Raw genomic sequence first — 25,700 nt, forward strand, 5'->3', positions numbered from 1 at the left:
GCTCCTTGGACAGCGCTGTGCGGAATCGAGGGCCGTTCGATCTCGGATGTGCCAGAGCTGACTGAAATGGAGGAATGTCCATGAAGCCGCATATTTCTGTCTTGACGCTGGGTGTCGCCAATCTTGAGCGGTCGCTCGCCTTTTACCGTGACGGCCTTAAACTGCCTACTCAAGGGATCGTGGGCCGTGAGTTCGAGCATGGAGCCGTTGCGTTCTTTGACCTGTCGAGCGGCGTCAAACTTGCGATTTGGGCCCAGGACGACCTGGCCCACGACAGCGGTCTGGCGAAAGCACCCGCAAGCAGCACCTCATTTTCGATTGGCCACAACGTCTTGCATCGACGTGAGGTGGACGAGGTCATGGAACAGGCCCGGCATGCGGGGGCAGACATCGTAAAGGTCGCCGAGGAGACCTTTTACGGTGGATACGCTGGATACTTTACCGATCCGGACCGCCACCTATGGGAAGTGGTGTGGAATCCGGCCAATCTGCCACCGGAGGATTGAATCGACGTGGTTTCCGGGCTTCGACGTCGATCTCTCCAATGCGAAAACCAAGGAGCTTAGTTTGAAGGCTGAGGTCAAGCCGGTGATCACTTGCTCTTGGCGGTCGATTTTTTGAATTCCGGAGCGGGAAGCTTGGCCTCCGCGAGCATTTCTTCCTGCGTCGCTGAAGCACCGAGCTTGAGAAAGAGCCGCTCGGCTTCCGTATCACTCAATCGGTATTTTTTGGCGAATTCGTAAACGGCGGCTCGCGGTCCGTCCAAACGTGGCTGTGTGGCTTCGAATTTTATCATCGGGAATTCTCCTAAGGTCCTCAAAAAAGTATGTGCGCGAAGAGCGGCGTCACTTCAGATCGGCTGCAGTCAGCGTGTAGGCCGATCGGCGATTGCGCTTGTAGACTTTGATCGCCGCGTCCTGGATAGCCGAACGCAATCTGTCGAAGGCATTGAGATAATCCGCTTCGACGAAGCTCTGATCGGCTTGCTTCATGAGCGCGGCAGCCTCTATGAGAAAGCGCACTTCAAACATGCCATCATAGCCTTGAAAGCGGACTGACCGCTTCCCTTCGTCGAAACTGCGGCTGCTGTTTGGGAATTGAAGTGTCATGTCAGCCTCTTTCAGGCGTGAGTAAGCCGGGATGGCGGGTGCCGTCCGGCGTCAACCCGTGGCCAGATCGGGAAAGACCGGCTCTAAAGCCTCCTGGCAGCCGATATCCCTATCGCGATAATGGCCGGAATTGCGACGTTTGTTCAATACAACCATCTGACCCTCATCTGGCGCTGTGGTTCCTTCCATGGCGGTCAGGAAGGCAAGTCTACGCTGCATTCGCCGGCATGAGCTGCACCCGGTCAACATTTGCAACAGCCTGGGCGGCGAGATGTCGTTCCAAGACCCCGAGAATCTCGCTATCAACCGTCTGATCGAATTTCCGGGCAAAGAGATTGGGGCTTGATATCAGTTCAGGGGCGTCTTGGCGCTGATAGGTTCTGGGACGCAGCTTTATGGTGCCATCGGGAATCCAGTCGATCGTCCGCAGGTCATCGTTGACGATTTCGCTTTGCATCGCAGAATTCATCATCACCGTTTGGAAGAATCCTTCGTCTGCAATCAGGGTGTTTTCATAGAACGCCTTGTAACGAGCCACACTCGGGTCGTGGCAGACGAAGTCGCAGAAAGCCCTTGTCACGATCATCCACTGATTGCCGATATAGGGTACGGCGTCGGTAAGGAAGGGCCTTGAATGTGCAGTGCGCTGAATGGTCTCCTCCAACTCGACCACGTATTCGCTGACGCGGTGCATTGTGTCGGGGCGCTCCCGATCCTGGTCCCGAACCTTGATGAATTCGCAATTGAGGTTGGCATTCAGGAATGCGGTGATCTGCTTTTGGGGTTTCAGCGGAAAGTCCTGGCCACTCAGGTTGATGAAATGGCTCCATTCGCCCATTTGCAGCAGGCGCTCCATGCCGCGTAGTTCGGCATCGACCAGACTGTAGCCGCCCCAAAGAGCCTTCTCGCTTTTGATCATGTCAGCGTTGGCATAGGGCAATAGAAACCTCCGGATTTCGGCTTCGAGATCGGCACCCGAGTTCTTGTCGACATGCACGACGTAGTGATTTTCGCTATTGTGGATCGCCCTGAACAGACGCTTGAATTGATCGGGATAACGATGAACCAGGATTAGATAACCGATCATATGTTGGCCCCGCAGGATACGGATGATCGGAGGCATTGGGCGGGATGGGTAGTCATCGCGTTGATCCTTTGAGAAGCGTGTCGAGCGGCGAACAGCGAGGCTGATCGGCCGATTTCTTCTTTGTTCGGGGAATATTGAGGCAAGCACGGAACTGGCGGAGCCAGGCACCTCCAGACACAGAGTAAAGTCGCGCTTTTTATTGGTGTGACCAAGGGCCTCTATCGATCGGGGCCCTTGGTCGCAGCGTAGTTTTGGAGGTTTCGCAAGGGCCCTCGTTACATCATGCCGCCCATATCAGGCATGCTGCCTCCGGCGGCATCCTTCCTGGGAAGGTCGGCAACCATTGCTTCCGTCGTCACCAGCAGGCCGGCAACCGAAGCGGCGTTCTGCAGGGCCGTGCGGACGACCTTGACCGGATCGACGATGCCCATGGCGATCATGTCGCCATACTCGCCGGTCTGGGCGTTATAACCGAAATTGTCGGTATTGCTTTCCAGTATACGGCCAACGACCAGTGAGCCTTCGTCACCGGCATTTTCGGCGATTTGGCGAACCAGCGACTGCAAGGCCTTGCGGACTATGCTGATGCCGGCATTCTGATCGTCGTTCTCGCCCATGATCTTAAGGGTAATGGAGGCCCTAAGCAGAGCCGTGCCGCCGCCGGGAACGATTCCTTCTTCGACTGCGGCGCGGGTTGCATTCAACGCGTCGTCTATGCGGTCCTTCTTTTCCTTGACTTCGATCTCCGTCGAGCCGCCGACACGGATCACCGCAACGCCACCGGAAAGCTTGGCAAGACGCTCCTGCAGCTTTTCCTTGTCATAATCCGAGCTGGTTTCCTCGATCTGGGCCTTGATCTGTGCAACGCGGCCTTCGATGTCGGACTTGGTGCCGGCACCATCGATGATCGTGGTATTTTCCTTGGTAATGGAGATCTTCTTGGAACGGCCAAGCATGTCGAGCGTGACATTTTCGAGTTTGATGCCGAGGTCTTCGGAAATGACCGTGCCGCCGGTCAGGATCGCGAGGTCTTCGAGCATAGCCTTGCGGCGATCGCCGAAGCCTGGAGCCTTGACGGCGGCGATCTTCAGGCCGCCGCGCAGCTTGTTGACGACGAGTGTTGCAAGCGCTTCGCCTTCGACGTCTTCGGAAATGATTAACAGAGGCATGCCGGTTTGAACGACGGCTTCCAGGATCGGAAGCATGGCCTGCAGGTTGGAAAGCTTCTTCTCATGCAATAGCACATAAGCATCTTCCAACTCCGCCACCATCTTTTCGGCATTGGTGACGAAGTAAGGTGAAAGGTAGCCGCGGTCGAACTGCATGCCTTCGACGACTTCGAGTTCGGTTTCAGCGGTCTTGGCTTCCTCGACCGTGATGACGCCATCGTTGCCAACCTTCTGCATCGCATCAGCGATATACTGACCGATTTCCTTCTCGCCGTTGGCCGAGATGGTACCGACCTGGGCAATCTCTTCCGACGTATTGATCTTTTGCGCCTTGGCAAGCAGATCCTTGACGACGGCGGTGACGGCGAGGTCGATACCGCGCTTCAGGTCCATCGGGTTCATGCCGGCTGCAACAGCTTTTGCGCCTTCGCGAACGATCGCCTGGGCAAGAACGGTTGCCGTCGTGGTGCCGTCGCCGGCGATGTCGCTGGTCTTCGACGCGACCTCGCGCAACATCTGGGCGCCCATGTTTTCGAACTTGTCTTCAAGCTCGATTTCCTTGGCCACCGAAACGCCGTCCTTGGTGATGCGCGGTGCGCCGAAGGACTTGTCGATCACGACGTTGCGGCCCCTCGGACCGAGCGTCACCTTCACGGCATCGGCGAGGATATCGACGCCGCGCAGCAGCTTTTCGCGCGCATCACGACCGAATTTGATTTGTTTGACAGACATGGAAAAACTCCCGGGCTGATCGCCCAATGGTCTTCATGAAGGGAAATAAAATGGAAGAAACGGTTAGGCGACAACGCCCATGACGTCGGCTTCCTTCATGATCAACAGGTCTTCGCCGTTGAACTTGATCTCGGTGCCGGACCATTTGCCGAACAGGATCCGGTCGCCGGCCTTGACCTCGAGCGGCTGGATCTGGCCGGCATCATCGCGCGCACCAGGCCCAACAGCGACAACTTCGCCCTCCTGCGGCTTTTCCTTGGCAGTATCTGGAATGATGATGCCACCCTTGGTCTTGGCGTCAGCCTCAATACGGCGCACGACGACACGGTCGTGCAACGGCCGAAAAATGGTACTAATCATTTCTGGGTTCCTCAACGAGAACGCAGCCGAATGGCCGATCTCGATAGACAATCTTAGCAGTCTTACGTTGAGAGTGCTAGGATTGATTCATGTTTTGGTCGCATTCGGCAAGTTTGCGCTCAAACGCGCCACGTATTTCCAGCCGAAGGGCAGCCCAGCACTGAAAAGCCATCGTTATCGATGCTTTGGCACATCGCGCCCTTAAGATGAAAAGCCGCAATTCAGTGATCGGGAACTGCTGACTGCGCCAATCGGGGCTTTTCAAGATAGTTGGCCCAGAACGGACGTCTCATTCGGGAAATTGCATTCCGGTCAGAGCTCCGGTCAACCCTGCACCACGTACCGAAATGGTGGCCAATTGCGACAGCACAAAGGAACAAGCACGGTAGCCTTGCAGTTAATGCGTAAACCGTTAGGCACCCACGATGAACACGCGCCCCCAATTCGCGTCGCGAACCTCGCAACTGCCGCCGCAGATTTACTACGTGCATCCTCTGATGTTGAAGGGGTTGGAGGCGTGGAGGGAGGTCTTTGCGCATGCGAGTGACCTTGGCTTTGACACGGTCCTGACGGCTCCGCCTTTCGAACGTGGCCATAACACCAGTGTCTTTGTCGCAAAAAGCTTCGATCGCCTCGATCCGGAATTAGGGCTGGGTGACTCCGTCACGGACGCCGTCAGAGACTTGGTCCAAGCAGCAACAGACAACAACCTCAAGATTATGCTCGACCTGGTCGTTGATCGGGTCGCCGTTGATAAGCCTTTAGGATCGATCATCGCCGATCCGCGCGTACCCCCGCACGAAGCCGGCAGCCGGCGCATCGATTTCACACGTGAACCGGGCCATATCGACGACTGGCTTAGTCGGATGAGGCTGCTTACAGACCTCGGAATTGCAGGCTTTCGCTGCCTTGGTATCGCAAGCCTGGCTCCAGAAGCCTGGTTCAACATTATCATGTCGAGCCGTAAATCGGCGCCGCAAACAACCTTTCTGGCTTGGACACCTGGCACCGACTTAAAGGATCGCAAGGCCCTGGAGGGCATCGGCTTTGATGGCAGCTTCTCCTCGTTGGCATGGTGGGACCTCGAGGAGCGATGGATCATGGACGAATACCAGATCCAGAGGCAGATCGGTTATCAGATCACGTTTCCTGAAGCGCCGTTCGGCAAGCGCATGGCCCACGGCACCGACAGCCAAGAGGTTTTGCAGCGCAAGGCTGTCCGGGCACTGCGGCTCTCTTCCACATTTGCCAGCGGCCTGATGATCCCGATGGGCTTCGAATACGGTGCCGCGACACCACTCGATCCCATGCATGGGGATGGAACCGGCCTGCGCGGCCTTCGCGAACAGGGCGCGTTCGACCTTTCCAGCGATATCCGCGCCGTCAATGCCTGGACCAACAAAACGGCCGCCGGCTTCGCGCGTCGGCCTCTCAAGCTCATCTCCACCAGCCAAACGCCGGCCGTTGCTCTGATGCAGACGGACCAAGAGGATATGCATAGCTCACAGAAAGTGCGCGTGGTCGTCCTCAACCGCGACCTGCGGCGCAGCGTCAGCGCGCCGTTCAATCTTTTGCGTGAGGCCGCATCCTCGTTCCTACCGCTGATCAACCCGCAAGACGATGATGAGATTCTTGCCGCCCAACTGAAGCTGAAACCGGGTGAGCTTCGCGTTTTCGAAGGACAGTCATCCGTTCCCATCATTGACGCGGTTGCAGTACCTGCTGTCAGCGAGGCAGCGGCATCTGCAAGACTGGCAATCGAAAAGATCACGCCGGCAGTCGACGAGGGTCGTTTCGTCGTCAAACGCGTTGTCGGCGAAGTGATAAAGGTTGAGGCCGATATTTTTGGAGACGGCCACGACCCCCTTTCGGCGGCACTTCTGTGGCGGCCGGCCGATCAGAGCGGGTGGAACGAAACCCGCATGGAGCTCGTCGAAAATGACCGCTGGCGCGCCGAATTCGTGGCAAAGCGCCTAGGACGGCATGAATTCGTCGTGGAAGCGTGGCGTAACCCCTTCCAGATCTACCGCTATGAATTGGTCAAGAAGCACGAGGCACGTCTCGACCTTAGGCTCGAGATCCAGGAGGGCATCAACTTCGTGCTCGATGCGCTCGACCACGCCGACGGCCAGATCAAGACCCGACTGAAAACCCTGTTCGACACGCTGACGGAAACGCAGGATGCTCGGCGCACCGAAATCCTGCTCGCCGCAGACACCGCCGAGCTGATGGCAGCAGCAGACAGGCGGCCCTACCGCCTCCGCTCACAGGTCATCCCGCTCGATGCCGAGCGTTCGGCCGCCGCCTTCGCAAGCTGGTACCAGGTATTCCCGCGCTCCCAGAGCGGCGACCCGAACCGTCATGGCACATTTGATGACGTTATCCAACGGTTGCCGGCCATCCGCGCGATGGGTTTCGATGTGCTCTACTTTCCGCCGATTCACCCGATCGGCACGACAAATCGCAAGGGTAAGAACAACAGCCTGCGCGCAGAACCAACCGATCCCGGCAGTCCTTATGCGATTGGCTCGCAGGCCGGTGGCCATGATGCGATTCATCCCGAACTCGGCACCTTCGAAGACTTCCGGCGGTTGATCGAAGCTGCCAAGGACGAGGGCTTGGAGATCGCGCTTGATCTTGCAATTCAAGCGTCACCCGATCACCCGTGGCTAAAGCAGCATCCGGGCTGGTTCGACTGGCGACCGGATGGAACGATACGTTACGCGGAAAATCCCCCCAAGAAGTACGAGGACATCGTCAACGTCGACTTTTATGCGGGCGAAGCAATCCCGTCGTTGTGGATCGCGCTTAGAGACATTGTTCAAAAGTGGGTCGATAACGGAGTAAAGCTGTTTCGCGTCGATAACCCGCATACCAAGCCCTTTCCCTTCTGGGAGTGGCTGATTGCCGATATCCGATCACAGCACCCGGAGGTCGTATTCCTGTCGGAAGCCTTCACGAAACCCAAGGTGATGTACCGGCTCGCCAAGATCGGCTTTTCGCAGTCCTACACCTATTTTACCTGGCGCAACTCCAAGTGGGAACTCGAACAGTACATGCGTGAGATCACGACGGAAGAACCTAAGGAATTCTTCCGTCCGCATTTTTTCGTCAACACGCACGACATAAACCCTGACTTCCTGCAGAATGCGCCGCGTCCGGCATATCTTATCCGTGCTGTGCTCGCAGCGACGCTGTCGGGACTTTGGGGCGTTTATAACGGCTTTGAGCTTTGCGAGGGTCGGCCGGACGCCAAGCGCAAGGAATATGCCGACTCTGAAAAGTACGAGATCCGGGCGTGGGACTACGATCGGCCTAGCAACATTAAATCCGAAATTGCGATGCTTAACCGCATCCGCAGGGAAAATCCGGCTCTACATTCCCATCTCGGCCTGCAGCTTCTCACAGCCTGGAACGACAACATCATGTTCTACGAAAAGGCGAGCCCCGGGCGCGAGAACGCTCTGCTGATCGCCGTCAATCTCGATCCGTACAAAGCCCACGAGGCAGATGTGGAAATTCCGCTCTGGTCATGGAACCTCCCCGACCATGCCGCACTCGATCTCGAAGACCTGATCAATGGTCACAAGTTTACCTGGGCCGGCAAGGTTCAGCGCCTTCGGCTCGATCCGCACGCCGGGCTGCCGTTTTCGATCTGGCGCGTGAGATAAGGGAGGAAAACAAAAATGGACGTCGCTACAAGCCGGAGCCAGACGCAGACCGAGACGCAGACAAGCACGCAAGATTCCGATCCCCACTGGTATAAGGACGCGGTCATTTACCAGCTTCACATCAAGTCGTTCTTTGACGCTGATGGTGACGGCATCGGCGACTTTAAGGGACTGCATGAGAAGCTCGATCACATCGCTTCGCTCGGCGCCAATGTCATCTGGCTCTTACCTTTCTTCCCTTCCCCGCGCCTTGACGACGGATACGACATCGCCGACTACACCAATGTCAGCCCGGACTACGGCACCATGGAGGAGTTCGAGGCCTTCGTCGAAGCCGCACATCAACGTGGGCTGCGGGTCGTGATCGAGCTCGTCATCAATCACACCTCCGATCAGCACCTGTGGTTCCAGCGGGCGCGCCATGCGCCTCCCGGTTCGCCGGAGCGCGACTTCTATGTCTGGTCGGACACGGATCAGAAGTTCCCGGAAACACGAATTATCTTTCTTGACACTGAAAAATCCAACTGGACCTGGGACCCCGTCGCCGGCGCCTATTATTGGCACCGGTTCTATTCCCACCAGCCCGACCTCAATTTCGATAACCCGCTCGTGCTGGAGGAGCTTCTGAATGTGATGCGCTTATGGCTGGAGACCGGGATTGACGGTTTCCGCCTGGACGCGATCCCTTATCTGGTCGAGCGGGAAGGAACAATCAACGAGAACCTGCCCGAGACACATGCGATCCTGAAGAAGATCCGCGCAGCCCTCGAGTCCACTCACCCGGGCAGGATGCTGCTTGCCGAGGCCAATCAGTGGCCGGAGGATACCAGCGATTATTTCGGCGATGGCGATGAATGTCACATGGCATTTCATTTTCCCCTGATGCCACGCATGTATATGGCAATCGCCAAGGAGGATCGTTTTCCCATTACCGATATCATGCGGCAAACGCCGGAAATTCCGGAGAGTTGCCAATGGGCGATCTTCCTGAGAAACCATGACGAGCTGACGCTCGAGATGGTCACCGACGACGAACGAGACTATCTTTGGAATATCTATGCCGCTGATCGCCGCGCGCGCATCAACCTCGGAATTAGGCGACGTCTTGCCCCGCTGATGGAGCGCGACCGCCGCCGCGTTGAGCTGATGAACGCGCTTCTGCTTTCGATGCCTGGTACCCCTGTGATCTACTATGGCGACGAGATCGGCATGGGCGACAATATCTATCTCGGAGATCGCGATGGCGTGCGAACGCCGATGCAGTGGTCTCCGGACCGTAACGGCGGTTTCTCGAAGGCAAACCCTGCCCGCCTCGTTCTGCCTCTCATCATGGATCCGCTTTATGGCTACGAAGCTGTCAATGTCGAAGCGCAGGGCGCTGACGCCCATTCGTTGCTCAACTGGACGCGACACATGCTGGCGTTGCGCAACAAGCACTCCGCATTTGGGCGGGGTTCCTTACGATTCCTAAAGCCGGGCAACAGGAAGATCCTTGCCTATCTTAGGGAATACCAAGGCGAGACGATCCTTTGCGTCGCCAACCTGTCGCGCCTGCCGCAGGCCGTCGAGCTGGATCTTGCCAATTTTGCCGGTTACGTCCCGATTGAGCTCACGGGCATGTCACCTTTCCCGCCGATCGGTCAGCTCACCTATCTGCTCACGCTGCCCCCTTACGGTTTCTTCTGGTTCCAGCTCTGCCAGGACACTGATGGCCCCGCCTGGCGCGCCGAGCCTCCAGAGCAGATGCAGGACATGGTGACCATGGTCGTGCGTCGCGACCTGCAGGAACTGCTCGATGAGCCCCGGCTTTCAGGTACACTCTCGAACGAGGTGTTGCCGGCCTATCTCGGTAAGCGGCGCTGGTTCGCCGCTAAGGGCGAGAGGTTAAGGCATGCGTCCCTGATTTCCGCCATGCCGTTTCCCTTCGCCGGCAACATCCTGTTTGGAGAACTGGAAGCCGAGCTAGACGCGCGCAACGAGACCTACCTGCTGCCGCTTGCCGTGTCGTGGGATGACAGCCAGCCGAGCGCCCTTGTCCAGCAGCTCGCTCTTGCTCGTCTCCGTCAGGGACGTCGCGTAGGCTTTCTGACTGACGGTTTTGCGATGGAGGGATTTGCGCGCGGCATCATACGCGGACTCTGTGAACGTGCCGTCATAGCCGGTCGCGCTGGTAAGCTCGAGTTTCTTGGAACTGCGCAGCTCGACTGCACGAGTGTCAATGATGAAATGCAGGTGCGTTGGCTCTCCGCAGAGCAATCCAACAGCTCGCTGATCGTCGGCGATATGGCGATGGTAAAACTCATCCGCCATATCTTGCCGGGGGTCCATCCGGAAGTGGAGATGACCCGCCATCTGACGAGCGTGGGATATGCGAATACCGCGCAGCTGCTTGGTGAAGTCGCGCACATCGCACCTGACGGCAGCCGCTACACACTGATTATCGTGCAAAAAGCCATCCGCAATCAGGGTGACGCCTGGAACTGGATGCTGGCCAATCTGCGCCGCTCGATCGACGAGGTCGTGGTGACCGGCATCGATGGCAAGGCGGCCGACGAACATTTCCAGCCGTTGGTCGAGTTCGCTGCGACCGTTGGCAAGCGGCTCGGCGAACTGCATGTGGCGTTGGCGCAGCCGACCGAAGACGAAGCCTTCAAGCCTGCCGGCATCACCGGCGAGGACGCCGCTAGCTGGGCAAACGCCGTAAGAGAGCAAATTCGCGACAGCCTCGTCATGCTTGAGGCGAGTGGCGACAGTCTTGCGCCCGCGCTTGCGAAACAGATTGTCTCGCTCACCCAGCTGCGCGAGCCTCTCTTGAATACTGTTGACGATCTCGCCAAGGCTGCAGTCGGCACGCTGATGATCCGAAATCACGGCGATTTTCATCTTGGCCAAATCTTGGTTGCGGAAGGGGATGCCTACATCATTGACTTTGAGGGCGAACCCGCCCGCGATCTCGCCAAGCGCCGCGCCAAGGCCAATCCCCTGCGAGATGTCGCAGGCCTCCTCAGGTCGCTTAGTTACTTGGCATCATCCGCCGATCTCGACCGCGAACAGGTAAGCGAGGTGGAAGACCAAAGGCATACCGCACTCGTCAGGCGCTTCATCGTCCTGGCCGAGCCGGCGTTTCTTCATGCCTATTTCGGAGTGATCGACAACGCGCGCGAACTCGACATTCCGAGCAATTCGCGCGGTCGCATCCTCGATCTTTTCCTGCTGGAGAAGGCGGCTTACGAGATCGCATACGAAGCGCGGAACCGACCCAACTGGCTGGCGTTGCCGCTTGGCGGTCTTTCTGCCATCGCGTCGAGACTGCTGGAGAAGGTCGCATGAGATACGAGCGCACAGACTTGATGACCGGTACTGTCGAAGAGGGCCTTCAGGCTCTCGTCGAAGGCCGTCACGGTGATCCATTCTCGATCCTTGGACGCCACCAGTACGGCGATTTTGCGGTCGTAAGGGCGTTGTTACCCGGGGCGGCATCGGTCGACCTCGTCGAGGCTGACACCGGCCACGTGCTGAGGAGACTTGAGACGATTCATGAGGGTGGTCTTTTTGCCGGGGCGATCGGCGACACGACGAGTTACCTCTTTCGCATCAACTGGCCGGATGCCGTGCAGGAGACGGAGGATCCTTATTTCTTCGGTTTATTGCTCGGCGAGCTTGACCTGCATCTGATCTCTCAGGGCACCCACTATGATCTCGGCCGTACGCTCGGCGCCATTCCGATGGAAATCGATGGCATCCAGGGCGTGCGTTTTTGCCTGTGGGCACCCAGTGCACGGCGGGTTTCGGTGGTTGGCGACTTCAACAGTTGGGATGGTCGCCGACATCCGATGCGACTGCGTCCGTCAGCCGGCGTATGGGAGATCTTCATCCCGCGCCTGACGCAGGGGGAACGCTACAAGTTCGAGTTACTTGACGCCAACGGCAATCTGTTGCCGCAAAAAGCCGACCCGGTTGCCCGTGCCAGCGAGGCTGCGCCCTCCACGGCTTCGGTCGTCGCGTCCTCGAAACCCTTCCGCTGGAGCGATGAAGACTGGATGCGTGCTCACCGCGCCGACCGCGCACTCGAAGGTGCAATTTCAGTCTACGAGGTGCATCTCGGATCTTGGCTTAAGATGACTGAGGAGGCAAACCGGCCGCTCGACTGGGTCGAGCTCAGCCAGAGGCTGGTCCCCTATGCTCGCGATCTCGGCTTTACGCACATCGAACTGTTGCCGATCATGGAACATCCGTTCGGAGGCTCCTGGGGCTATCAGCCCCTTGGCCTTTTTGCTCCAACCGGCCGCTATGGCATGCCGGATGACTTCGCCTATTTCGTCGACCGCTGCCATGCCGCGGGCATTGGCATCATCCTCGATTGGGTACCGGCGCATTTTCCAGCCGATGTCTGGGGGCTCGCCCGCTTCGACGGCACCGCGCTCTATGAGCATGAGGACCCACGGGAGGGATTCCACAAGGACTGGAACACCCTGATCTACAACCTCGGGCGCAACGAGGTGAAAGGGTTCCTGATCGCCAGTGCACTCGAATGGCTGGAGCACTATCACGTCGACGGTCTGCGCGTCGATGCGGTCGCCTCGATGCTTTACCGCGACTACAGCCGCAACGAGGGCGAATGGATACCCAACAAATACGGCGGGCGGGAGAACCTCGAGGCGGTGGAATTCTTCAAACATCTGAACAGTATCATCCATCATCGGTGCCCGCATGCCTTTACGGCGGCCGAAGAGTCGACCGCCTGGCCGGGGGTTACGAAGCGGCCCGAAGACGGCGGCCTTGGCTTTGATTTCAAGTGGAACATGGGCTGGATGCACGACACGCTGCATTATATGCAGGCGGATCCAGTCTACCGCAAATACGATCATGTGGCGATGACGTTTGGCATGATCTATGCTTATTCCGAACGCTTCATGCTGCCGCTTTCCCATGACGAGGTGGTGCACGGCAAGGGTTCGCTGCTCGCAAAGATGCCCGGCGATCATTGGCAGCGGCTTGCCAATCTGCGCGCCTATTACGGGTTCATGTGGGGTCATCCAGGCAAGAAACTCCTTTTCATGGGTTGCGAGCTTGCCCAGGAGAGCGAATGGAGCCACGATGGTTCCGTTCATTGGGACCTGCTCGACAACCCAGCTCATGCAGGTATCCAGCGGTTGATCGGCGACCTCAACAGGCTTTATGCGCGAGAGCCGGCGCTGCAGTTCGGTGACGTTCATGCCTCTGGCTTCGAATGGGCGGCCGCCGACGATGCGGAAAACTCCGTCTACGGCATGCTTCGCAGTTCGCGCGACCGCTCGTCGCTGATGCTGATTATGTCCAATCTCACGCCTGTTCCGCGGGACGGCTATCGTGTCGGCGTGCCGAGGGAGGGGCGCTGGGAGGTGGTGCTCAATACGGATGCGGCAATCTATGGGGGATCCAATCTCGGCCAGACAGAGGTCTGGGCAGAACGCCAGCCAAGAAACGGCAAGGGGTATTCTATCCTTCTCCTACTACCGCCGCTCGCGACGGTCTTCCTGCGGCAGAAGGAGTAGATTGCTTCCGTCTGGCGCTTTGACGTGGCGGCGGACATATAGGCGGCCGGGCTCAGGGGTCATGCCTTGCAGGGATCTTACGGCCGAACGGGTTCATCGCGGTGGTCAGCGGGACTGGGTGGTGAGCGTTCAAGCAAGAGCTTCTCAACGTGGCTGAGTGGCAGAGGTTTTCCGAAGAAATATCCCTGAATTTCAGTGCAACCATGCTCCCTCACTCGATCGAGCTGGTTGGTCGTTTCGACACCTTCTGCCGTGGTCGTAATGCCGAGACTTGATCCTAGATCGACCACCGCCTTCACGATGGCGGCGCAATCCTTGGACTCCCCAAGCTCACGGATGAACGATTGATCGATCTTGATCTTATCAAACGGGAAAAGCCTCAGATAACTCAAGGAAGAATATCCGGTGCCGAAGTCATCCATCGCGATCCGTACGCCAAGTCCCCTTATGTGGTGCAGGGTCGCCAAGGCCGTCTCACTGTCGGTGAGGAGGACGGATTCCGTGATTTCGAGTTCAAGCCGAAAGGCTGACAGGCCGGAATCGGCAAGGGCAGAAATAACAATATGGGTAAGCGACGGGCTTCGGAACTGGAGTGGGGAAAGGTTTACCGCAACCCTCACATCTCCCGGCCAGTTTGCGGCATCCTTGCAGGCCCTGCGCAACACCCATTCGCCGAGCGGCACGATTAAGCCGGTTTCCTCTGCGAGAGGGATGAACTCGGCGGGTGAAACCAATCCCCGCTCAGGATGGTGCCAACGCAAGAGTGCCTCGAAACCGACGATCTCTTCGGTTCCTGCGTTGACCTGCGGCTGATAATAGATTTCGAACTGGTTGCCTGCGATAGCCTGCCGAAGATCGATTTCGAGTTTGCGCCGCTGCTGAATGCCGGCGTCCATCGCAGGCTCAAAGAAGCAATACGTGCTTCTGCCGTTCGATTTTGCCTTGTAGAGAGCGGTATCGGCATTCCTCAAAACACTATCGGCTGTGTCGCCGTCGTCAGGAGCGATCGCAATACCGATGCTGACGCCGATGTGAACAGGCTGCCCCTCTATGTCGAACATTTCGCCGATAGCGTCGACAAGTCTTTGCGCCAGGGCCGAGGCCGTTTCATTCGTTCGAGCGTCCCCGTGAAAGATGACGAATTCGTCACCGCCCAGCCGTGCGATGCTGTCGCCCTCAGCCAGGCAATTCTTCAGTCTGTCCGTCACTGCCTTTAGCAGAAGGTCGCCGACGGCATGCCCCAACGTATCGTTCGCCTCTTTGAAGTGGTCGAGATCGAGGCATAGCAGCGCGCTGCGTTTTCCACCGCTACGAAAGGATAGTTCCTTTTCAAGCTTGTCACGCAAAAGCGTACGATTGGGCAAACCAGTCAACGGATCGTGACCAGCCATATGTTTTATCTGCTCTTCTGCACGCACGGATTCGGTAACGTCTTCATGGGTCGCGACGTAGCCGCCGTTGTCCATTGGATTATGCGTGATTTTTATCACCCTGCCATCCATCAGGACTACATTTTCGCTTGCGGCGGAACCCTTTAGCGCGGCTTCGACGACGACATCGAAATATGCCTCCCGCTGAGCAGGCGCGTTTCCGGCCGTTTGCCGATAGTCGAGGATTTGCCAAAGAGGCGTCCCGGGCCGCGTCAACGATTCGGGCAGCTCGTACAAGCGGCAATAGGCTGCGTTGCAAAGTAATAGTTTTTTCTCGGCATCGAACATGCACAGTCCGTGCGGCATGTTTGCTAGCGCCGCATCGAAGCGCCGGTTCTGATCGGCCAGATCCTTTTTTATGCTGGCGAGCGCGGATATGTCATCACAGCCGATCAACCATCCCCCGTCATCCACTGGCGTGGAGGTCAGTGAAACGATCCGGCCACTGACTGAGATCTCCTGACGCAACAAGGTCGAACGCGTGAGGAGGTGCGTCAGCCAGCTCTCTTGATTGTTGTCGGCTTGCTGCGACTGACCTAGGATCGGAATCTGCGCAGCCATCCTTGTCGCACTGACACCGAATTCGATAGCGCCTTTGGGGGCCTGCAAGAGTTTCCCCATCTGATCGTTGAATATCACAACGCGCAAGTCTGCATCCAGCAGCATGACGCCCTGCTGCATGTTCTCCAGAATACGGAAGGAACTGAGCATATTCCACCTTTGCTAGGCGACGATACACGCAACTGTAGAGTGCGCTCGAGGCGATCACAATACTTTCCTTCCAGGTTCCTCAACCAGATCACATCGGCGGTCGCCTCTGCGCGGGAATGGCCGACGGCGAAACGGTGGGCGCGGGAGCGCCCGGACCGTTAGTGCCGTCTCGCCGGGTGCCGATCAGTGCGTCCGTTTCCAAGTCAGGCCTCGTTACGCAACAACTGACACAAGCGTTAGGCGAGGCCATCATCCGCACACCGCCACGGTTCCAAAGACAACGCTTGAAAGGCCGCCTATTGGCCGTCGATTGTCGCCAGGAGAATGATGATGGTCACCGGACATCGTTCGGGAGCGGCGTAGTGACGCTTGATCGATACTACCGCACTCCGTGCGGGGCAGGATGCGCGCAAAAGCAGGGCGCCGCCGTTTGTGCTGGTGTCCGGCGTTGAACCCTGCGGTCTGATCTCGCTTCCGTAGGCATCAGCGCTCGGGGACGCGCCAAATGTTGTTTTTAATCATGCGCAGTGATAGTATTCGCCAGCGGTGCCGCACTTTTTCAGCGCGGGCTGCGTGCTTTGTCTGTGAGTTGCTTCTGATCAAGCAGAAGAATCTCTCGCGCTTGAGGGACATACTCAGAAGCATATTTTCGTCCGACGCCAACTCAATGGCGCCTCCGCCGGTCTATCTTGAACGCGAACGGAAATACTTGGAGGAAAAAATGACCAAGTGCACGATAAGTCTTACTCTCTTAGGCTGCCTTGCGTTGTCTGGCTGCCAGTCTGCTGCAACGTCGCAAGGAGGACGCAGTAGCGAGTTCGGCTGCATCGCCGGTACGGTTGGCGGCGCGGTCGTCGGCGGTCTGCTCGGCGCGACCATTGGCTCGGGAACCGGGCAATTGTGGGCTGTTGGCGGCGGAGCCACGCTGGGCGCTGCGGGCGGCAATGCCTTGACCTGCTATTGATGCGAAGGGCCGGGATGATGAAAAGAGTAGTCCTACTGACAGGATTCGTTTTTTTCACCGCCATTGCGGCGGCCGCGCAGAATCAGCCGACGGCCCTGAACCAGGGTCAAATGGATCGGCTGGATCGCGACAGGAACGGAGCGGTCGACCGATCCGAATATCAGGCCTTCATGACGACGGCTTTCGTGAGCCTCGACAAGAACAAGGACGGAAGCCTGAACTCCGGCGAAGTTGCCCAAGTTCTGAATGTCCAGCAATTCGCGGCCATCGACGCCAACGGCGACGGCAAGGCCAGCCAGAACGAGTTCCTGAACAGGGTGATGGCGGACTTCAAGACCGCCGACCGCGGCGGTGACGGACGCCTGCAGTAGTGCAAGACGCAGCAGCGATCCGAGCCGCCTTGGCGGCGCGCTTCCGCTCGTCTCTTCTCTACTCGGTGACGACGCCAGGTCAGTTTGTCCTGCTGAATTGCCGGCAGGCTTCCCTTAGGCGACCCTCACATAGCTTATTATGGTTCCTGAGGCTCAAGCATGTGGCAATGGGGCCGTCCAGTTGCCCCGGATTGTCGGCGACGAAGGCGATGCGGGCGCTGGCGTTCGGGAACAGCATCGCTTCGCGCGCATCGGTTATGGCTCAGCGAGGACGTTCAGCGTCGCATGAACTGCGGCTTGGCACCACCCCAATATGGCGAGATATAGGTTCCTGAGCCGAGACGCTCTTTGCAAATCGTCTCCACAAGCTGCTGCAGGTCCTTCGCGCGCGACGAGCCGCTGCAACTCCTCATCGCTGATTGCGTAGTTCGACGAGCATCGCGCCTCGACGTAAGTCCGCGACAACAGTTCGAAGCAGTGGCGGCCAAAGCGTGTGTCGCGTGGCCAGGCGGCAACCAGCCGCGCTCGGCACTTTCGGCTTGCGAGCGCAGCACTTTGGTACGGTGCGACTTCGGGGTCAGTGTAAGTAGAAGGCTATGATAAAGGCGCCTTCGGCGAGCTTGGTGAGATAACTGACGATGCGGGGCTTCCGCAATTCTATAGGCGGTGATCCAGAACCGCCCGACTGTAAATTCCATGATCGGAGGTTTTGTATCAATACCTGGGGTTCTGTCGAAAGCGAGTTTTGGCCGGCTCATCAACCACTCGGCGAGCGTTCGAAGTCGAAAATGTTCTGCGTCGCGAGTGCGGCAGCGCCCCGTGCCCATGAACTCGGGACCCAGTCGGCGACGAGTTCCGGCTTGGTGAAGAATGCGAACTCCTCCAGTGTTTCGCGGATCGGGGCGAGAAGCGCTTCACCGAATTGCACGGCTTCGCCGCCCACGACGATGATCTCCGGGTCGAACAGATTGACCATGTCAGCCAAATGCCGCCCGATCCGCGACCCACAGTCCGAAAGAATGGAGAGCGCCAGGTCATCTTGATGTTCGATGGACCTGGCAAACTCATCACGGCTTATCGCGAAGCCCGTACGGCCTTGCCATTCGTCCAGCATATAGGGCTCGGCTGCATGTGCCATCAGGCATCCACGCCGGCCGCATTCACACAAGCGGCCGTTCGGAACGGAGATCGTATGACCCAGTTTGCCGGCGGCACTGTGGCTTCCGTGATAGACCTCGCCCTTGATCACAAGCGAACAGCCGATACCTGCGCCTATTGCAAGCGCCGCGAAGTTCCGGTGATCGCGGCCGACGCCGAACAGTTTTTGCGCGACAGCGAAAGCGTTTACGTCGTCATCGATCCAGACTGGAACATGGACGCGTTTGGCGAGCAGCTCCGCGAATGGCAGGTTCTTCCAGCCGAAGCGGGGGCTCTGGATGCACATGCCCGTCGATGGATTGATCTCCCCCGGAATCGAAACGCCGATTCCCATGATTTCCCCTTCTCGCCGATTGGCCTGCCCGAGCAGCTTCGCGATCGTGGCGGCAACGGTTTCGATCATGCCCTCCGGGCTCGTGTCGGCGACCTCCGCTTCGAGCGATGCAAGGGGGGTTGTGGCCAGATCGGTCAGCACGCAGTCGATGCTGTATCTGTTGAGCTTGAAACCAAGCGCAAGATGCGCTTCATAGTTGATATCGACCGGTATGGGGCGCCGGCCGGTCGTTCCAGCAACCGTTTCGCGTTCCACGACCAGTGCCGCCTCCATCAATTCCGCGACAACGAACGTGACGGCCGCAGGGCTCAATCCCGTAATTTGCGCCATTTCGGCGCGGGAGATAGGTCCGCGGTTCCTTAGCAAGTTCAAGATAAGGCGCCGGTTCAAGGCTCGTGACGTACTGGCATTTCCTCTCACTTCGCTTCCTCATTAATTTATTTCGTAAATTAACTATTGTCCCGGCTCCAAAGCTAGGCTAACTTCGCACCGTTGGCAATCGAGGAGGAGTTCGCCTGCCGCCAAATCACACTGCATGGCGACGCTTGGTACATTCATAGAACTTGGCCTGCCCGAGCGAACGCGCTCGGCAATGCCGAAGCTTTGTCTCGGGAGGAGAAAATGGCAATGAAAGATCTAACATCGCTGATTTCAGGGGCTGCCCCGTCGCGGCGGCAGTTCATGATCGGTACGGGAACAGCGCTTGCAGGTGTGGCGCTCGGTTGCCCGGCGTTGGCGCAGAGCAAGGAACTGGTGATCATTTCCAATATTGGCAACGCGGCGCAGCGCGAGGTGTTGCAGCGTATTGCCAGCGAATACGAAAAAAACAGCGGCGCAAAAGTCACCATCAACAATATGGATCACGAAGCCCACAAGACCGCGATCCGCAGTTACCTCGTGGTCGGCGCGCCCGATATCTGCTTCTGGTTCTCCGGCAATCGCATGAAGGCCTTTGTTAAGCGCGGCCTGTTCGACGACATTTCGGACCTGTTCGAGCGCGAAAATTACAAGAGCGTGCTTGGTCCTGCGACCGGTGCCGTCACCGTGGACGGCAAGCAGTACGGCCTGCCACTCGGCGGTCTGCTTTGGGGCCTCTTCTATCGCAAGGACGTTTTTGCCGAGAAGGGCTGGACGCCGCCCAAGACGATCGTCGACTTGCTCGCCCTGGGTGAGCACGCGAAATCGGCGGGCATGATTCCTATCAGCATGGGTACCAAGGAGATGTGGCCGGCGGCCGGCTGGTTCGACCACATGAACCTGCGCATCAACGGCCTCGATAAGCATATCGAACTCATGGATGGCAAGATGCCCTACACGGACGCCGCACTGAAACCGGTATTCGACAAATGGGGAGAATTGGTCAAGGCGGATCTCTTCAGTCCGAACCACACGTCTTTCGGGTGGGAGCAGGCATCGGCTGCGCTTGCACAGAAGAAGGCCGCGATGATGGACCTGGCCGGCTTCATCAAATATGGCTTCCCCGAGGACCAGGTCGGTCAGATCGCGTTTTCGCCATTCCCGGAAATCACCGCTGGGATAGGGCGCTACGAAGACTTCGCTTTGAACTCCGTCCACGTACCGAAGAACGCGAAGAACAAGGAAGGGGCGCGCGATTTCCTCGCCTATTTCTATAAGCCCGAAAACCTTTCAGCCTTCCTGGAAACGGAAAGCGCGGTGCCACCGCGCAGCGACTGCCCGCCGAGCAAGGACCCCTTGGTCAACGCTGCTGTCGAGCAGCTCAAGACCGTTGCCGGCTCGGCACAGTATTACGACCGCGACACTGATCCCGACATGGCGCTAGAGGGGCTGAAGGGCTTCCAGGAATTCATGGCCAAGCCGGAACGCCGCGACCAGATTCTGGAGCGCCTCGAGGCGACCCGCAAGCGCATTTTCAAGACGTGACGGTCGGCAGCGGTCGCGGCACCTCCCTAAGCGCACCGCACTCCGGGCGGGAACAGCGACAAGCCTTGGCTCCTGCCCGGAACGATCTTTCGAGAGTATAAAACGATGTCCAGCTTTTGGCGGCGCCACCGGAATTGGATGGCCCCAACTTTCTTTATCCTGCCCGGAGGCCTTTTGTTCGGGATCGTCATCATCATGGCTTCGATTCAGACGATCTGGGTTTCCTTCTTCGATTGGGATGGCGTCGGCGCAATGCAATGGGTGGGGCTGTCGAACTACACCCAGCTTTTCGAAGATCACCAGTTCTATCTCTCTCTCAAAAACAACCTGATCTGGCTGGGCATGTTCATGCTGGCGCCACCCTTGGGACTGGCGCTTGCGCTGTTGCTCAATCAACCGATCAAGGGCATGCGCATCATGAAGTCGCTGTTCTTCGTGCCGCTGGTGCTCGCTTCCGTGACGGTGGGCGTCGTTTTCACCTGGGTCTACGATCCGAGTTTCGGTCTGTTGTCGCTGATCTTCAGCTATTTCGGAGCCACGGCGCCCGCGCTGCTTTCCGACGAACATTTCGTCACCTTCGCCGTCGTCGGCGCAGCACTCTGGCCGCAGATCGCCTTCTGTCTGGTCCTGTTCCTTGCGGGCCTCAACAACCTGAGCGAGGATCTGATCGGCGCTGGCCGCGTGGACGGCGCGCGCGGCTTGCCGATGCTCTGGCACGTCGTGCTGCCGCAATTGCGCGAGGTCAGCTTCATCGCGCTCGCCGTAACCGTGATCGGTGCGCTACGCTCCTTCGACATGGTGGCGGTCATGACGTCCGGGGGTCCGTTCGGCTCGTCCACCGTGCTCGCCTATCAGATGTACGAGCAATCCATCTTTTCCTATCGCTTTGGATATGGAGCAGCCATCGCCACCGTGCTTTTCGTCATCATGGCGCTCTTTATCGTCTGGTACCTGCGCACGCTGCTCAAGCCGGAACAGGAGAGCATCTGATGTATCCGCGTCCGATTTCCGAAGACTCTCCCTGGCGTCGCGCTGCTTATGTCGGCATGACCGCGCTTGTCCTGATCCTCTGGCTCGTGCCGCTGATTGCCGTGATGGCTACCGCCCTGCGGTCTTTCGAGGAAGTAATGGCCGGCAACTACTGGGGCTGGCCGAAGAGCTTCAACTTCGTCGAAAACTACGCCGCCGTCTTCACCCAGACGGCCATGACCCGATACTTCCTCAACAGCCTGATCCTCACCCTGCCGTCGGTGCTAGGTGTGCTTATACTGTCGACACTTACCGGCTACGTGCTGTCGCGTTACCGTTTCCGCGGCGCCAACCTGATATTCGCGCTGTTCGTCGGCGGCAATTTCCTGCCGGCACAGATCATGATGATCCCGGTGCGCAACCTGATGGTATCGATCGGCCTCTATGACACCTACTATGCGCTGATCGTCTTCCACATCGCCTTCCAGACCGGCTTTGCGACGCTCTTCATGCGCAACTTCATCGCCGCGCTGCCTGATGAGCTGTTTCAGGCAGCGCGGGCGGAGGGGGCATCGCCGGGCCAAACGCTGATCCATGTCGTGCTGCCGCTCATCCGCCCGGCACTGGCAGCGCTTGCGATTCTGACCTTCACCTTCGTATGGAACGACTATTTCTGGGCAATCGTGCTGACGCAGAGCGATGCGGTGAAGCCGGTGACGGCGGGCCTCAGCAACCTGCGCGGTGAATGGGTGTCGGCATGGAACCTCGTGGCGGCCGCCACGATCATGGTCGCTGTCCCGCCCGTCGTGATGTTCTTCCTCATGCAACGCCACTTCATCGCCGGCCTCACGGTCGGAGCGGTGAAGGGCTGATGCGAAAGATTAAAAGGATGGTTCGAATGACCAGCGTTGAAATCCAGAATGTTCAGAAACACTATGGCAGCTTCCATGCGCTGAACGATATCAACCTTTCCATCGAAGAGGGCGAGTTCGTCGTCATGGTCGGCCCATCAGGCTGCGGTAAGTCAACGCTTCTGAAGGCGATTGCGGGTCTCGAGTCGGTGACCTCGGGCCAGCTCATGATCAAGGGGCGGGATGTAACCAAGGTGGAGCCTGGTGAGCGCGGTATCGCGATGGTCTTCCAGTCCTATGCGCTTTATCCGCACATGACCGTCGCCCAGAACATGGGCTTCGGTCTCCGCATGGCAGGGCGTTCCAAGGCGGAAATTGATGTGGCAGTTGCGCGTGCGGCAAAGATCCTGCGGCTCGAGGAGCAACTCGGCAAGCGTCCCAAGCAGTTGTCCGGTGGCCAGCGCCAGCGAGTCGCGATTGGCCGGGCCATCACCCGCTCGCCTGACGTCTTCCTGTTTGACGAGCCCCTGTCCAACCTCGATGCCGCGCTGCGTACGCAGATGCGGGTCGAGCTTTCGACGCTGCATGCCCAGCTCGGCTCGACCATGATTTACGTGACACACGACCAGGTCGAGGCAATGACCATGGCGAGCCGCATCGTGGTGCTCAATCGTGGACGCATCGAGCAGGTCGGCGCACCGCTCGACCTCTACAGCAACCCGGCCAATCTGTTCGTCGCTGGCTTCCTAGGTGCGCCGCGCATGAACTTCGTTGCCGGCACGGTCGTGGAGGCGCAGGGCCACGGCGCACGCGTCGCCTGTGCCGCCGGACTGAGCGTGGCATTCGACGATCTCGTTGTGCCGGCTGCCAAGGGCGACATGGTTACACTAGGCATTCGCCCGGAAAAGCTCCGCATCGATGATGCAGTTTCCGCCATCTCCTTCAGCGGGCAGGTGCGGCTGACCGAATATCTCGGCCGCGAGACCATCGTCTATGTCGATGCCGGCGAACTCTCGACCGTCGGCTCCGACAGCGGCACGAGTGTCTTTACTGCCCAGATCGGTGACATCAGACCCTTTCAAGCAGCGTCCACCGTATCGATCACCTTCGACGCGCGCGATGCCTACCTATTTGCCGTCGACGGCCGAACCATCAGCGCCGACAAGCCCGTCGCAAGTCTCTGAACAAGGATAAGTACGACATGAAGCGTAAAGCTCCTGCGCCCCTTTCTGTGTGGCGCACCCTCAATCTTGACGAGTTTCTGCTAGGCGTGCCGCATTATCCGGAGCATGTCGACGAAAGCTACTGGAAGCGCGACGCGGAGCGCATGGCCGCCGCGGGCTTCAACGTCTCGCGGCTGGGCGAATTCGCATGGCACATCATGGAGCCGCGCGAAGGCGTGTTCGATTTCTCGCTATTTGACCAGGCGATCGAGGTGCTTGGCTCCCACGGCATCAAAACGATCTTCTGCACGCCCACCGCCACGCCACCGCGCTGGCTTACGGCCACTTATCCGGAAGTGCTTCGCGTCGATGAAAACGGAAAAACGGCCACCCATGGCTCGCGCCAGCACGCCGACACCAACAGCCCAGTCTATCGCATGCATAGCCGCCGGATCACCCAGGCACTTGCGGAACATTACCGGGACAACAAGCATATCGTCGGCTGGCAGACTGACAATGAGCTCAACACGACCTCGTCGACCTCCCATTCCGAAGCAACCGAGCGCGAGTTCCGCCGCTACCTGCACGATCGCTACCAGACGATCGATGCGCTGAACTTTGCCTGGGGCGGCAATTTCTGGGCGACAGCCTATGACAACTTCGACCAGATCACGGTGCCGCGTGCGCATAATCCCGGGTTTCCGAGCCCGGGCCATTTTCAGGACTATCATCGGTTCCTGGCGCATGCGACGGCGGCCTTCCAGCGTGATCAGGTAGAAATCTTGCGCAGGGCCAATCCGGTCTGGTTCATCTTCCACAATCTCGGCCGTCTGGAAGACATCGACTTTCGCGGCCAATTCGGTCATGACCTCGACTTTCTGGGTTTCGATATCTATCCGATGCTCTACGACGAAATGCGCCGCACTGGCGGGCATGCCGCGACGCAGGCACTGCATTTGGACGTCTGCCGCGCCTATAGCGGCAACTTCATCGTTCCGGAACAGGCATCAGGCTTCGGCAGCCAGCCAGGCTTCTCGACCATGACACCCGAACCTGGCGAAATGCGCCGCATGGCGCTGAGTTCGGTGGCGCGCGGCGCCGATGGACTGATGTTCTTCCGTTGGCGCCCGGCGCATTATGGTGCCGAAATTTACTGGATGGGCATTCTCGACCACGACGACGTGCCGCGGCGCCGCTACCGGGAAGCGATGGAATTTGCCCGCGACATTGCCAAAATCAAGAAGGATTTGCTGGGTACCACTGTTCGGATGGATGTCGCTATCGCCGGCGCCGATTTCGATAATCAGGAAGCCTACAAAGCCTACCCTATGGGGATGCCCAGCCCGGTTGAAGACGCTGTGCATCTGCATCGCTATTGCTATTCCAAGGGCATCGCCTGCGGCTTCATACATCCCGAAGACGACCTTTCGCGGATCAAGTTACTCTATGTGCCGCATTGGGTCATGTGGAAGCCCGAATGGAATGGCAACGTCGAAGCCTTCGTCAAGAACGGCGGCACGCTGGTGATCGGGGCGATGACCGGAACGCGGAACGTGCACAACCATATCCCCACGGTTCTGGCACCCGGGCGAGGCCTCTCCGAGCTCTGCGGCGTTCGCGTCGAGGAATTCGGACGCGTCGCTGAGTCGGGCGCCGATGGCCTGTTCGGCCTGCAGGGAACTGAATTTGGCCTGCACCATCCGGCCAGGCGACTGCCGGCCAGCTCGGCCGCGCGGCGCTACAAGTTCGTGGTCGGCAATCAGGAGCATGAAGCCGCCCATCTTTATGAACTGCTCGACGTGGATGCGGAGGTCGAGGTGATTGGGCGGTGGAACAACCGCTTTACCAGCGGGCGGGCGGCGATTACCAGCCGCAAAGTGGGCAAGGGCAGTGCCATCTACATTGGCACATATCTTACGGGATCCCTGGTCGAAGGCCTGGCTGACCAGCTCTTCGCACACACCGGTATTGCGCCGCTGGTCGCCAACCTTCCCGCGAATGTGGAAGTGACGGTCCGCGAAGCTGCGGGCAGGAAACTCCTGTTCGTGCTCAATACGGAGGAAGATACAGTCGAGGTCTCGTCGCTGCCGACCGGCGTCGACTTGCTCACCGGTAAGGAGGTGAGCGGTTGCCTTTCACTTGGGCCGCATGAAAGTGCGGTCATTCGCTTTTGAGCAATTCACGT

At 58.5% G+C, this 25,700-nt stretch carries 18 protein-coding genes; 11 read left to right on the top strand and 7 right to left on the bottom strand.

Features of this window, described 5'->3' with window-relative positions; translation table 11 throughout:
* The first annotated feature begins 80 nt into the window (after positions 1-80).
* The gene (locus N2599_RS23295; protein ID WP_027511144.1) at positions 81-506 is read left to right on the top strand and encodes a VOC family protein; all 426 of its coding nucleotides are present in this window, start codon (positions 81-83) and stop codon (positions 504-506) included.
* Positions 507-592: 86 nt separating this feature from the next.
* Here the strand turns inward: N2599_RS23295 and N2599_RS23300 are convergent, their stop codons facing one another.
* From N2599_RS23300 to N2599_RS23320, 5 genes are all read right to left on the bottom strand, one after another.
* On the bottom strand, positions 593-796 hold the full coding sequence (locus N2599_RS23300) for a hypothetical protein (protein ID WP_037142411.1): 204 nt from the start codon (positions 794-796) through the stop codon (positions 593-595).
* Between the two features lie 49 nt (positions 797-845).
* The gene (locus N2599_RS23305; protein WP_027511145.1) at positions 846-1,109 is read right to left on the bottom strand and encodes a DUF1488 family protein; all 264 of its coding nucleotides are present in this window, start codon (positions 1,107-1,109) and stop codon (positions 846-848) included.
* Between the two features lie 208 nt (positions 1,110-1,317).
* Entirely contained in the window at positions 1,318-2,196 is an 879-nt protein-coding gene (locus tag N2599_RS23310) for a beta-1,6-N-acetylglucosaminyltransferase (protein ID WP_027511146.1), read from the bottom strand.
* A 275-nt stretch (positions 2,197-2,471) separates the two neighbouring features.
* Positions 2,472-4,097, bottom strand: a complete 1,626-nt coding sequence (groL, locus tag N2599_RS23315) for a chaperonin GroEL (protein WP_027511147.1) — start codon at positions 4,095-4,097, stop codon at positions 2,472-2,474.
* A 63-nt stretch (positions 4,098-4,160) separates the two neighbouring features.
* Positions 4,161-4,457, bottom strand: coding sequence for a co-chaperone GroES (locus N2599_RS23320; RefSeq protein WP_027511148.1), 297 nt, complete (start codon positions 4,455-4,457; stop codon positions 4,161-4,163).
* A 425-nt stretch (positions 4,458-4,882) separates the two neighbouring features.
* Here N2599_RS23320 and N2599_RS23325 point away from each other — a divergent pair, with 425 nt between their 5' ends.
* The 3 genes from N2599_RS23325 to glgB are packed head-to-tail and all read left to right on the top strand — an operon-like array spanning position 4,883 to position 13,662.
* Positions 4,883-8,128, top strand: a complete 3,246-nt coding sequence (locus N2599_RS23325; protein ID WP_037142412.1) for a maltotransferase domain-containing protein — start codon at positions 4,883-4,885, stop codon at positions 8,126-8,128.
* Between the two features lie 15 nt (positions 8,129-8,143).
* Complete coding sequence (treS, locus tag N2599_RS23330) at positions 8,144-11,458, top strand: maltose alpha-D-glucosyltransferase (protein WP_027511150.1); 3,315 nt, start codon at positions 8,144-8,146, stop codon at positions 11,456-11,458.
* Complete coding sequence (gene glgB, locus N2599_RS23335) at positions 11,455-13,662, top strand: 1,4-alpha-glucan branching protein GlgB (protein WP_027511151.1); 2,208 nt, start codon at positions 11,455-11,457, stop codon at positions 13,660-13,662. The genes treS and glgB overlap by 4 nt, the downstream gene beginning before the upstream one ends.
* Positions 13,663-13,739: 77 nt before the next feature.
* On the opposite strand, the gene N2599_RS23340 is transcribed toward glgB, so the two are convergent.
* Positions 13,740-15,773, bottom strand: a complete 2,034-nt coding sequence (locus tag N2599_RS23340; protein WP_051336633.1) for a putative bifunctional diguanylate cyclase/phosphodiesterase — start codon at positions 15,771-15,773, stop codon at positions 13,740-13,742.
* Between the two features lie 751 nt (positions 15,774-16,524).
* On the opposite strand from N2599_RS23340, the gene N2599_RS23345 reads away from it, so the two are divergent.
* Together N2599_RS23345 and N2599_RS23350 are read left to right on the top strand one after the other, a co-directional pair.
* Complete coding sequence (locus tag N2599_RS23345) at positions 16,525-16,767, top strand: glycine zipper 2TM domain-containing protein (RefSeq protein ID WP_027511152.1); 243 nt, start codon at positions 16,525-16,527, stop codon at positions 16,765-16,767.
* Positions 16,768-16,784: 17 nt separating this feature from the next.
* Complete coding sequence (locus N2599_RS23350) at positions 16,785-17,138, top strand: EF-hand domain-containing protein (RefSeq protein WP_027511153.1); 354 nt, start codon at positions 16,785-16,787, stop codon at positions 17,136-17,138.
* Between the two features lie 757 nt (positions 17,139-17,895).
* Here the strand turns inward: N2599_RS23350 and N2599_RS23360 are convergent.
* Positions 17,896-19,050, bottom strand: coding sequence for an ROK family protein (locus tag N2599_RS23360; RefSeq protein ID WP_027511154.1), 1,155 nt, complete (start codon positions 19,048-19,050; stop codon positions 17,896-17,898).
* Between the two features lie 207 nt (positions 19,051-19,257).
* Between N2599_RS23360 and N2599_RS23365 the strand changes: the two genes are divergently transcribed.
* The 5 genes from N2599_RS23365 to N2599_RS23385 all read left to right on the top strand — a co-directional run bounded on the left by N2599_RS23365 (position 19,258) and on the right by N2599_RS23385 (position 25,689).
* Positions 19,258-20,532: an ABC transporter substrate-binding protein gene (locus tag N2599_RS23365; RefSeq protein WP_027511155.1), complete on the top strand. Its 1,275-nt coding sequence runs from the start codon at positions 19,258-19,260 to the stop codon at positions 20,530-20,532.
* A 105-nt stretch (positions 20,533-20,637) separates the two neighbouring features.
* Positions 20,638-21,522, top strand: coding sequence for a carbohydrate ABC transporter permease (locus tag N2599_RS23370; RefSeq protein WP_027511156.1), 885 nt, complete (start codon positions 20,638-20,640; stop codon positions 21,520-21,522).
* Entirely contained in the window at positions 21,522-22,373 is an 852-nt protein-coding gene (locus N2599_RS23375) for a carbohydrate ABC transporter permease (RefSeq protein WP_027511157.1), read from the top strand. Before N2599_RS23370 ends, N2599_RS23375 begins: the two co-directional genes overlap by 1 nt.
* A gap of 26 nt (positions 22,374-22,399) precedes the next feature.
* Complete coding sequence (locus tag N2599_RS23380; protein WP_027511158.1) at positions 22,400-23,536, top strand: ABC transporter ATP-binding protein; 1,137 nt, start codon at positions 22,400-22,402, stop codon at positions 23,534-23,536.
* A 17-nt stretch (positions 23,537-23,553) separates the two neighbouring features.
* The gene (locus N2599_RS23385) at positions 23,554-25,689 is read left to right on the top strand and encodes a beta-galactosidase (protein ID WP_027511159.1); all 2,136 of its coding nucleotides are present in this window, start codon (positions 23,554-23,556) and stop codon (positions 25,687-25,689) included.
* Positions 25,690-25,700 lie beyond the last annotated feature (11 nt).

It is taken from the genome of Rhizobium sullae, assembly GCF_025200715.1.
Lineage (GTDB): Bacteria > Pseudomonadota > Alphaproteobacteria > Rhizobiales > Rhizobiaceae > Rhizobium > Rhizobium sullae.

Excerpts from the sequence above, each read along its gene's own strand:
- N2599_RS23295 (WP_027511144.1), top strand. The coding sequence starts at position 81 with ATGAAGCCGCATATTTCTGTCTTGACGCTGGGTGTCGCCAATCTTGAG.
- N2599_RS23300 (WP_037142411.1), bottom strand. The coding sequence starts at position 796 with ATGATAAAATTCGAAGCCACACAGCCACGTTTGGACGGACCGCGAGCC.
- N2599_RS23305 (WP_027511145.1), bottom strand. The coding sequence starts at position 1,109 with ATGACACTTCAATTCCCAAACAGCAGCCGCAGTTTCGACGAAGGGAAG.
- N2599_RS23310 (WP_027511146.1), bottom strand. The coding sequence starts at position 2,196 with ATGATCGGTTATCTAATCCTGGTTCATCGTTATCCCGATCAATTCAAG.
- groL (WP_027511147.1), bottom strand. The coding sequence starts at position 4,097 with ATGTCTGTCAAACAAATCAAATTCGGTCGTGATGCGCGCGAAAAGCTG.
- N2599_RS23320 (WP_027511148.1), bottom strand. The coding sequence starts at position 4,457 with ATGATTAGTACCATTTTTCGGCCGTTGCACGACCGTGTCGTCGTGCGC.
- N2599_RS23325 (WP_037142412.1), top strand. The coding sequence starts at position 4,883 with ATGAACACGCGCCCCCAATTCGCGTCGCGAACCTCGCAACTGCCGCCG.
- treS (WP_027511150.1), top strand. The coding sequence starts at position 8,144 with ATGGACGTCGCTACAAGCCGGAGCCAGACGCAGACCGAGACGCAGACA.
- glgB (WP_027511151.1), top strand. The coding sequence starts at position 11,455 with ATGAGATACGAGCGCACAGACTTGATGACCGGTACTGTCGAAGAGGGC.
- N2599_RS23340 (WP_051336633.1), bottom strand. The coding sequence starts at position 15,773 with ATGCAGCAGGGCGTCATGCTGCTGGATGCAGACTTGCGCGTTGTGATA.
- N2599_RS23345 (WP_027511152.1), top strand. The coding sequence starts at position 16,525 with ATGACCAAGTGCACGATAAGTCTTACTCTCTTAGGCTGCCTTGCGTTG.
- N2599_RS23350 (WP_027511153.1), top strand. The coding sequence starts at position 16,785 with ATGAAAAGAGTAGTCCTACTGACAGGATTCGTTTTTTTCACCGCCATT.
- N2599_RS23365 (WP_027511155.1), top strand. The coding sequence starts at position 19,258 with ATGAAAGATCTAACATCGCTGATTTCAGGGGCTGCCCCGTCGCGGCGG.
- N2599_RS23370 (WP_027511156.1), top strand. The coding sequence starts at position 20,638 with ATGTCCAGCTTTTGGCGGCGCCACCGGAATTGGATGGCCCCAACTTTC.
- N2599_RS23375 (WP_027511157.1), top strand. The coding sequence starts at position 21,522 with ATGTATCCGCGTCCGATTTCCGAAGACTCTCCCTGGCGTCGCGCTGCT.
- N2599_RS23380 (WP_027511158.1), top strand. The coding sequence starts at position 22,400 with ATGACCAGCGTTGAAATCCAGAATGTTCAGAAACACTATGGCAGCTTC.
- N2599_RS23385 (WP_027511159.1), top strand. The coding sequence starts at position 23,554 with ATGAAGCGTAAAGCTCCTGCGCCCCTTTCTGTGTGGCGCACCCTCAAT.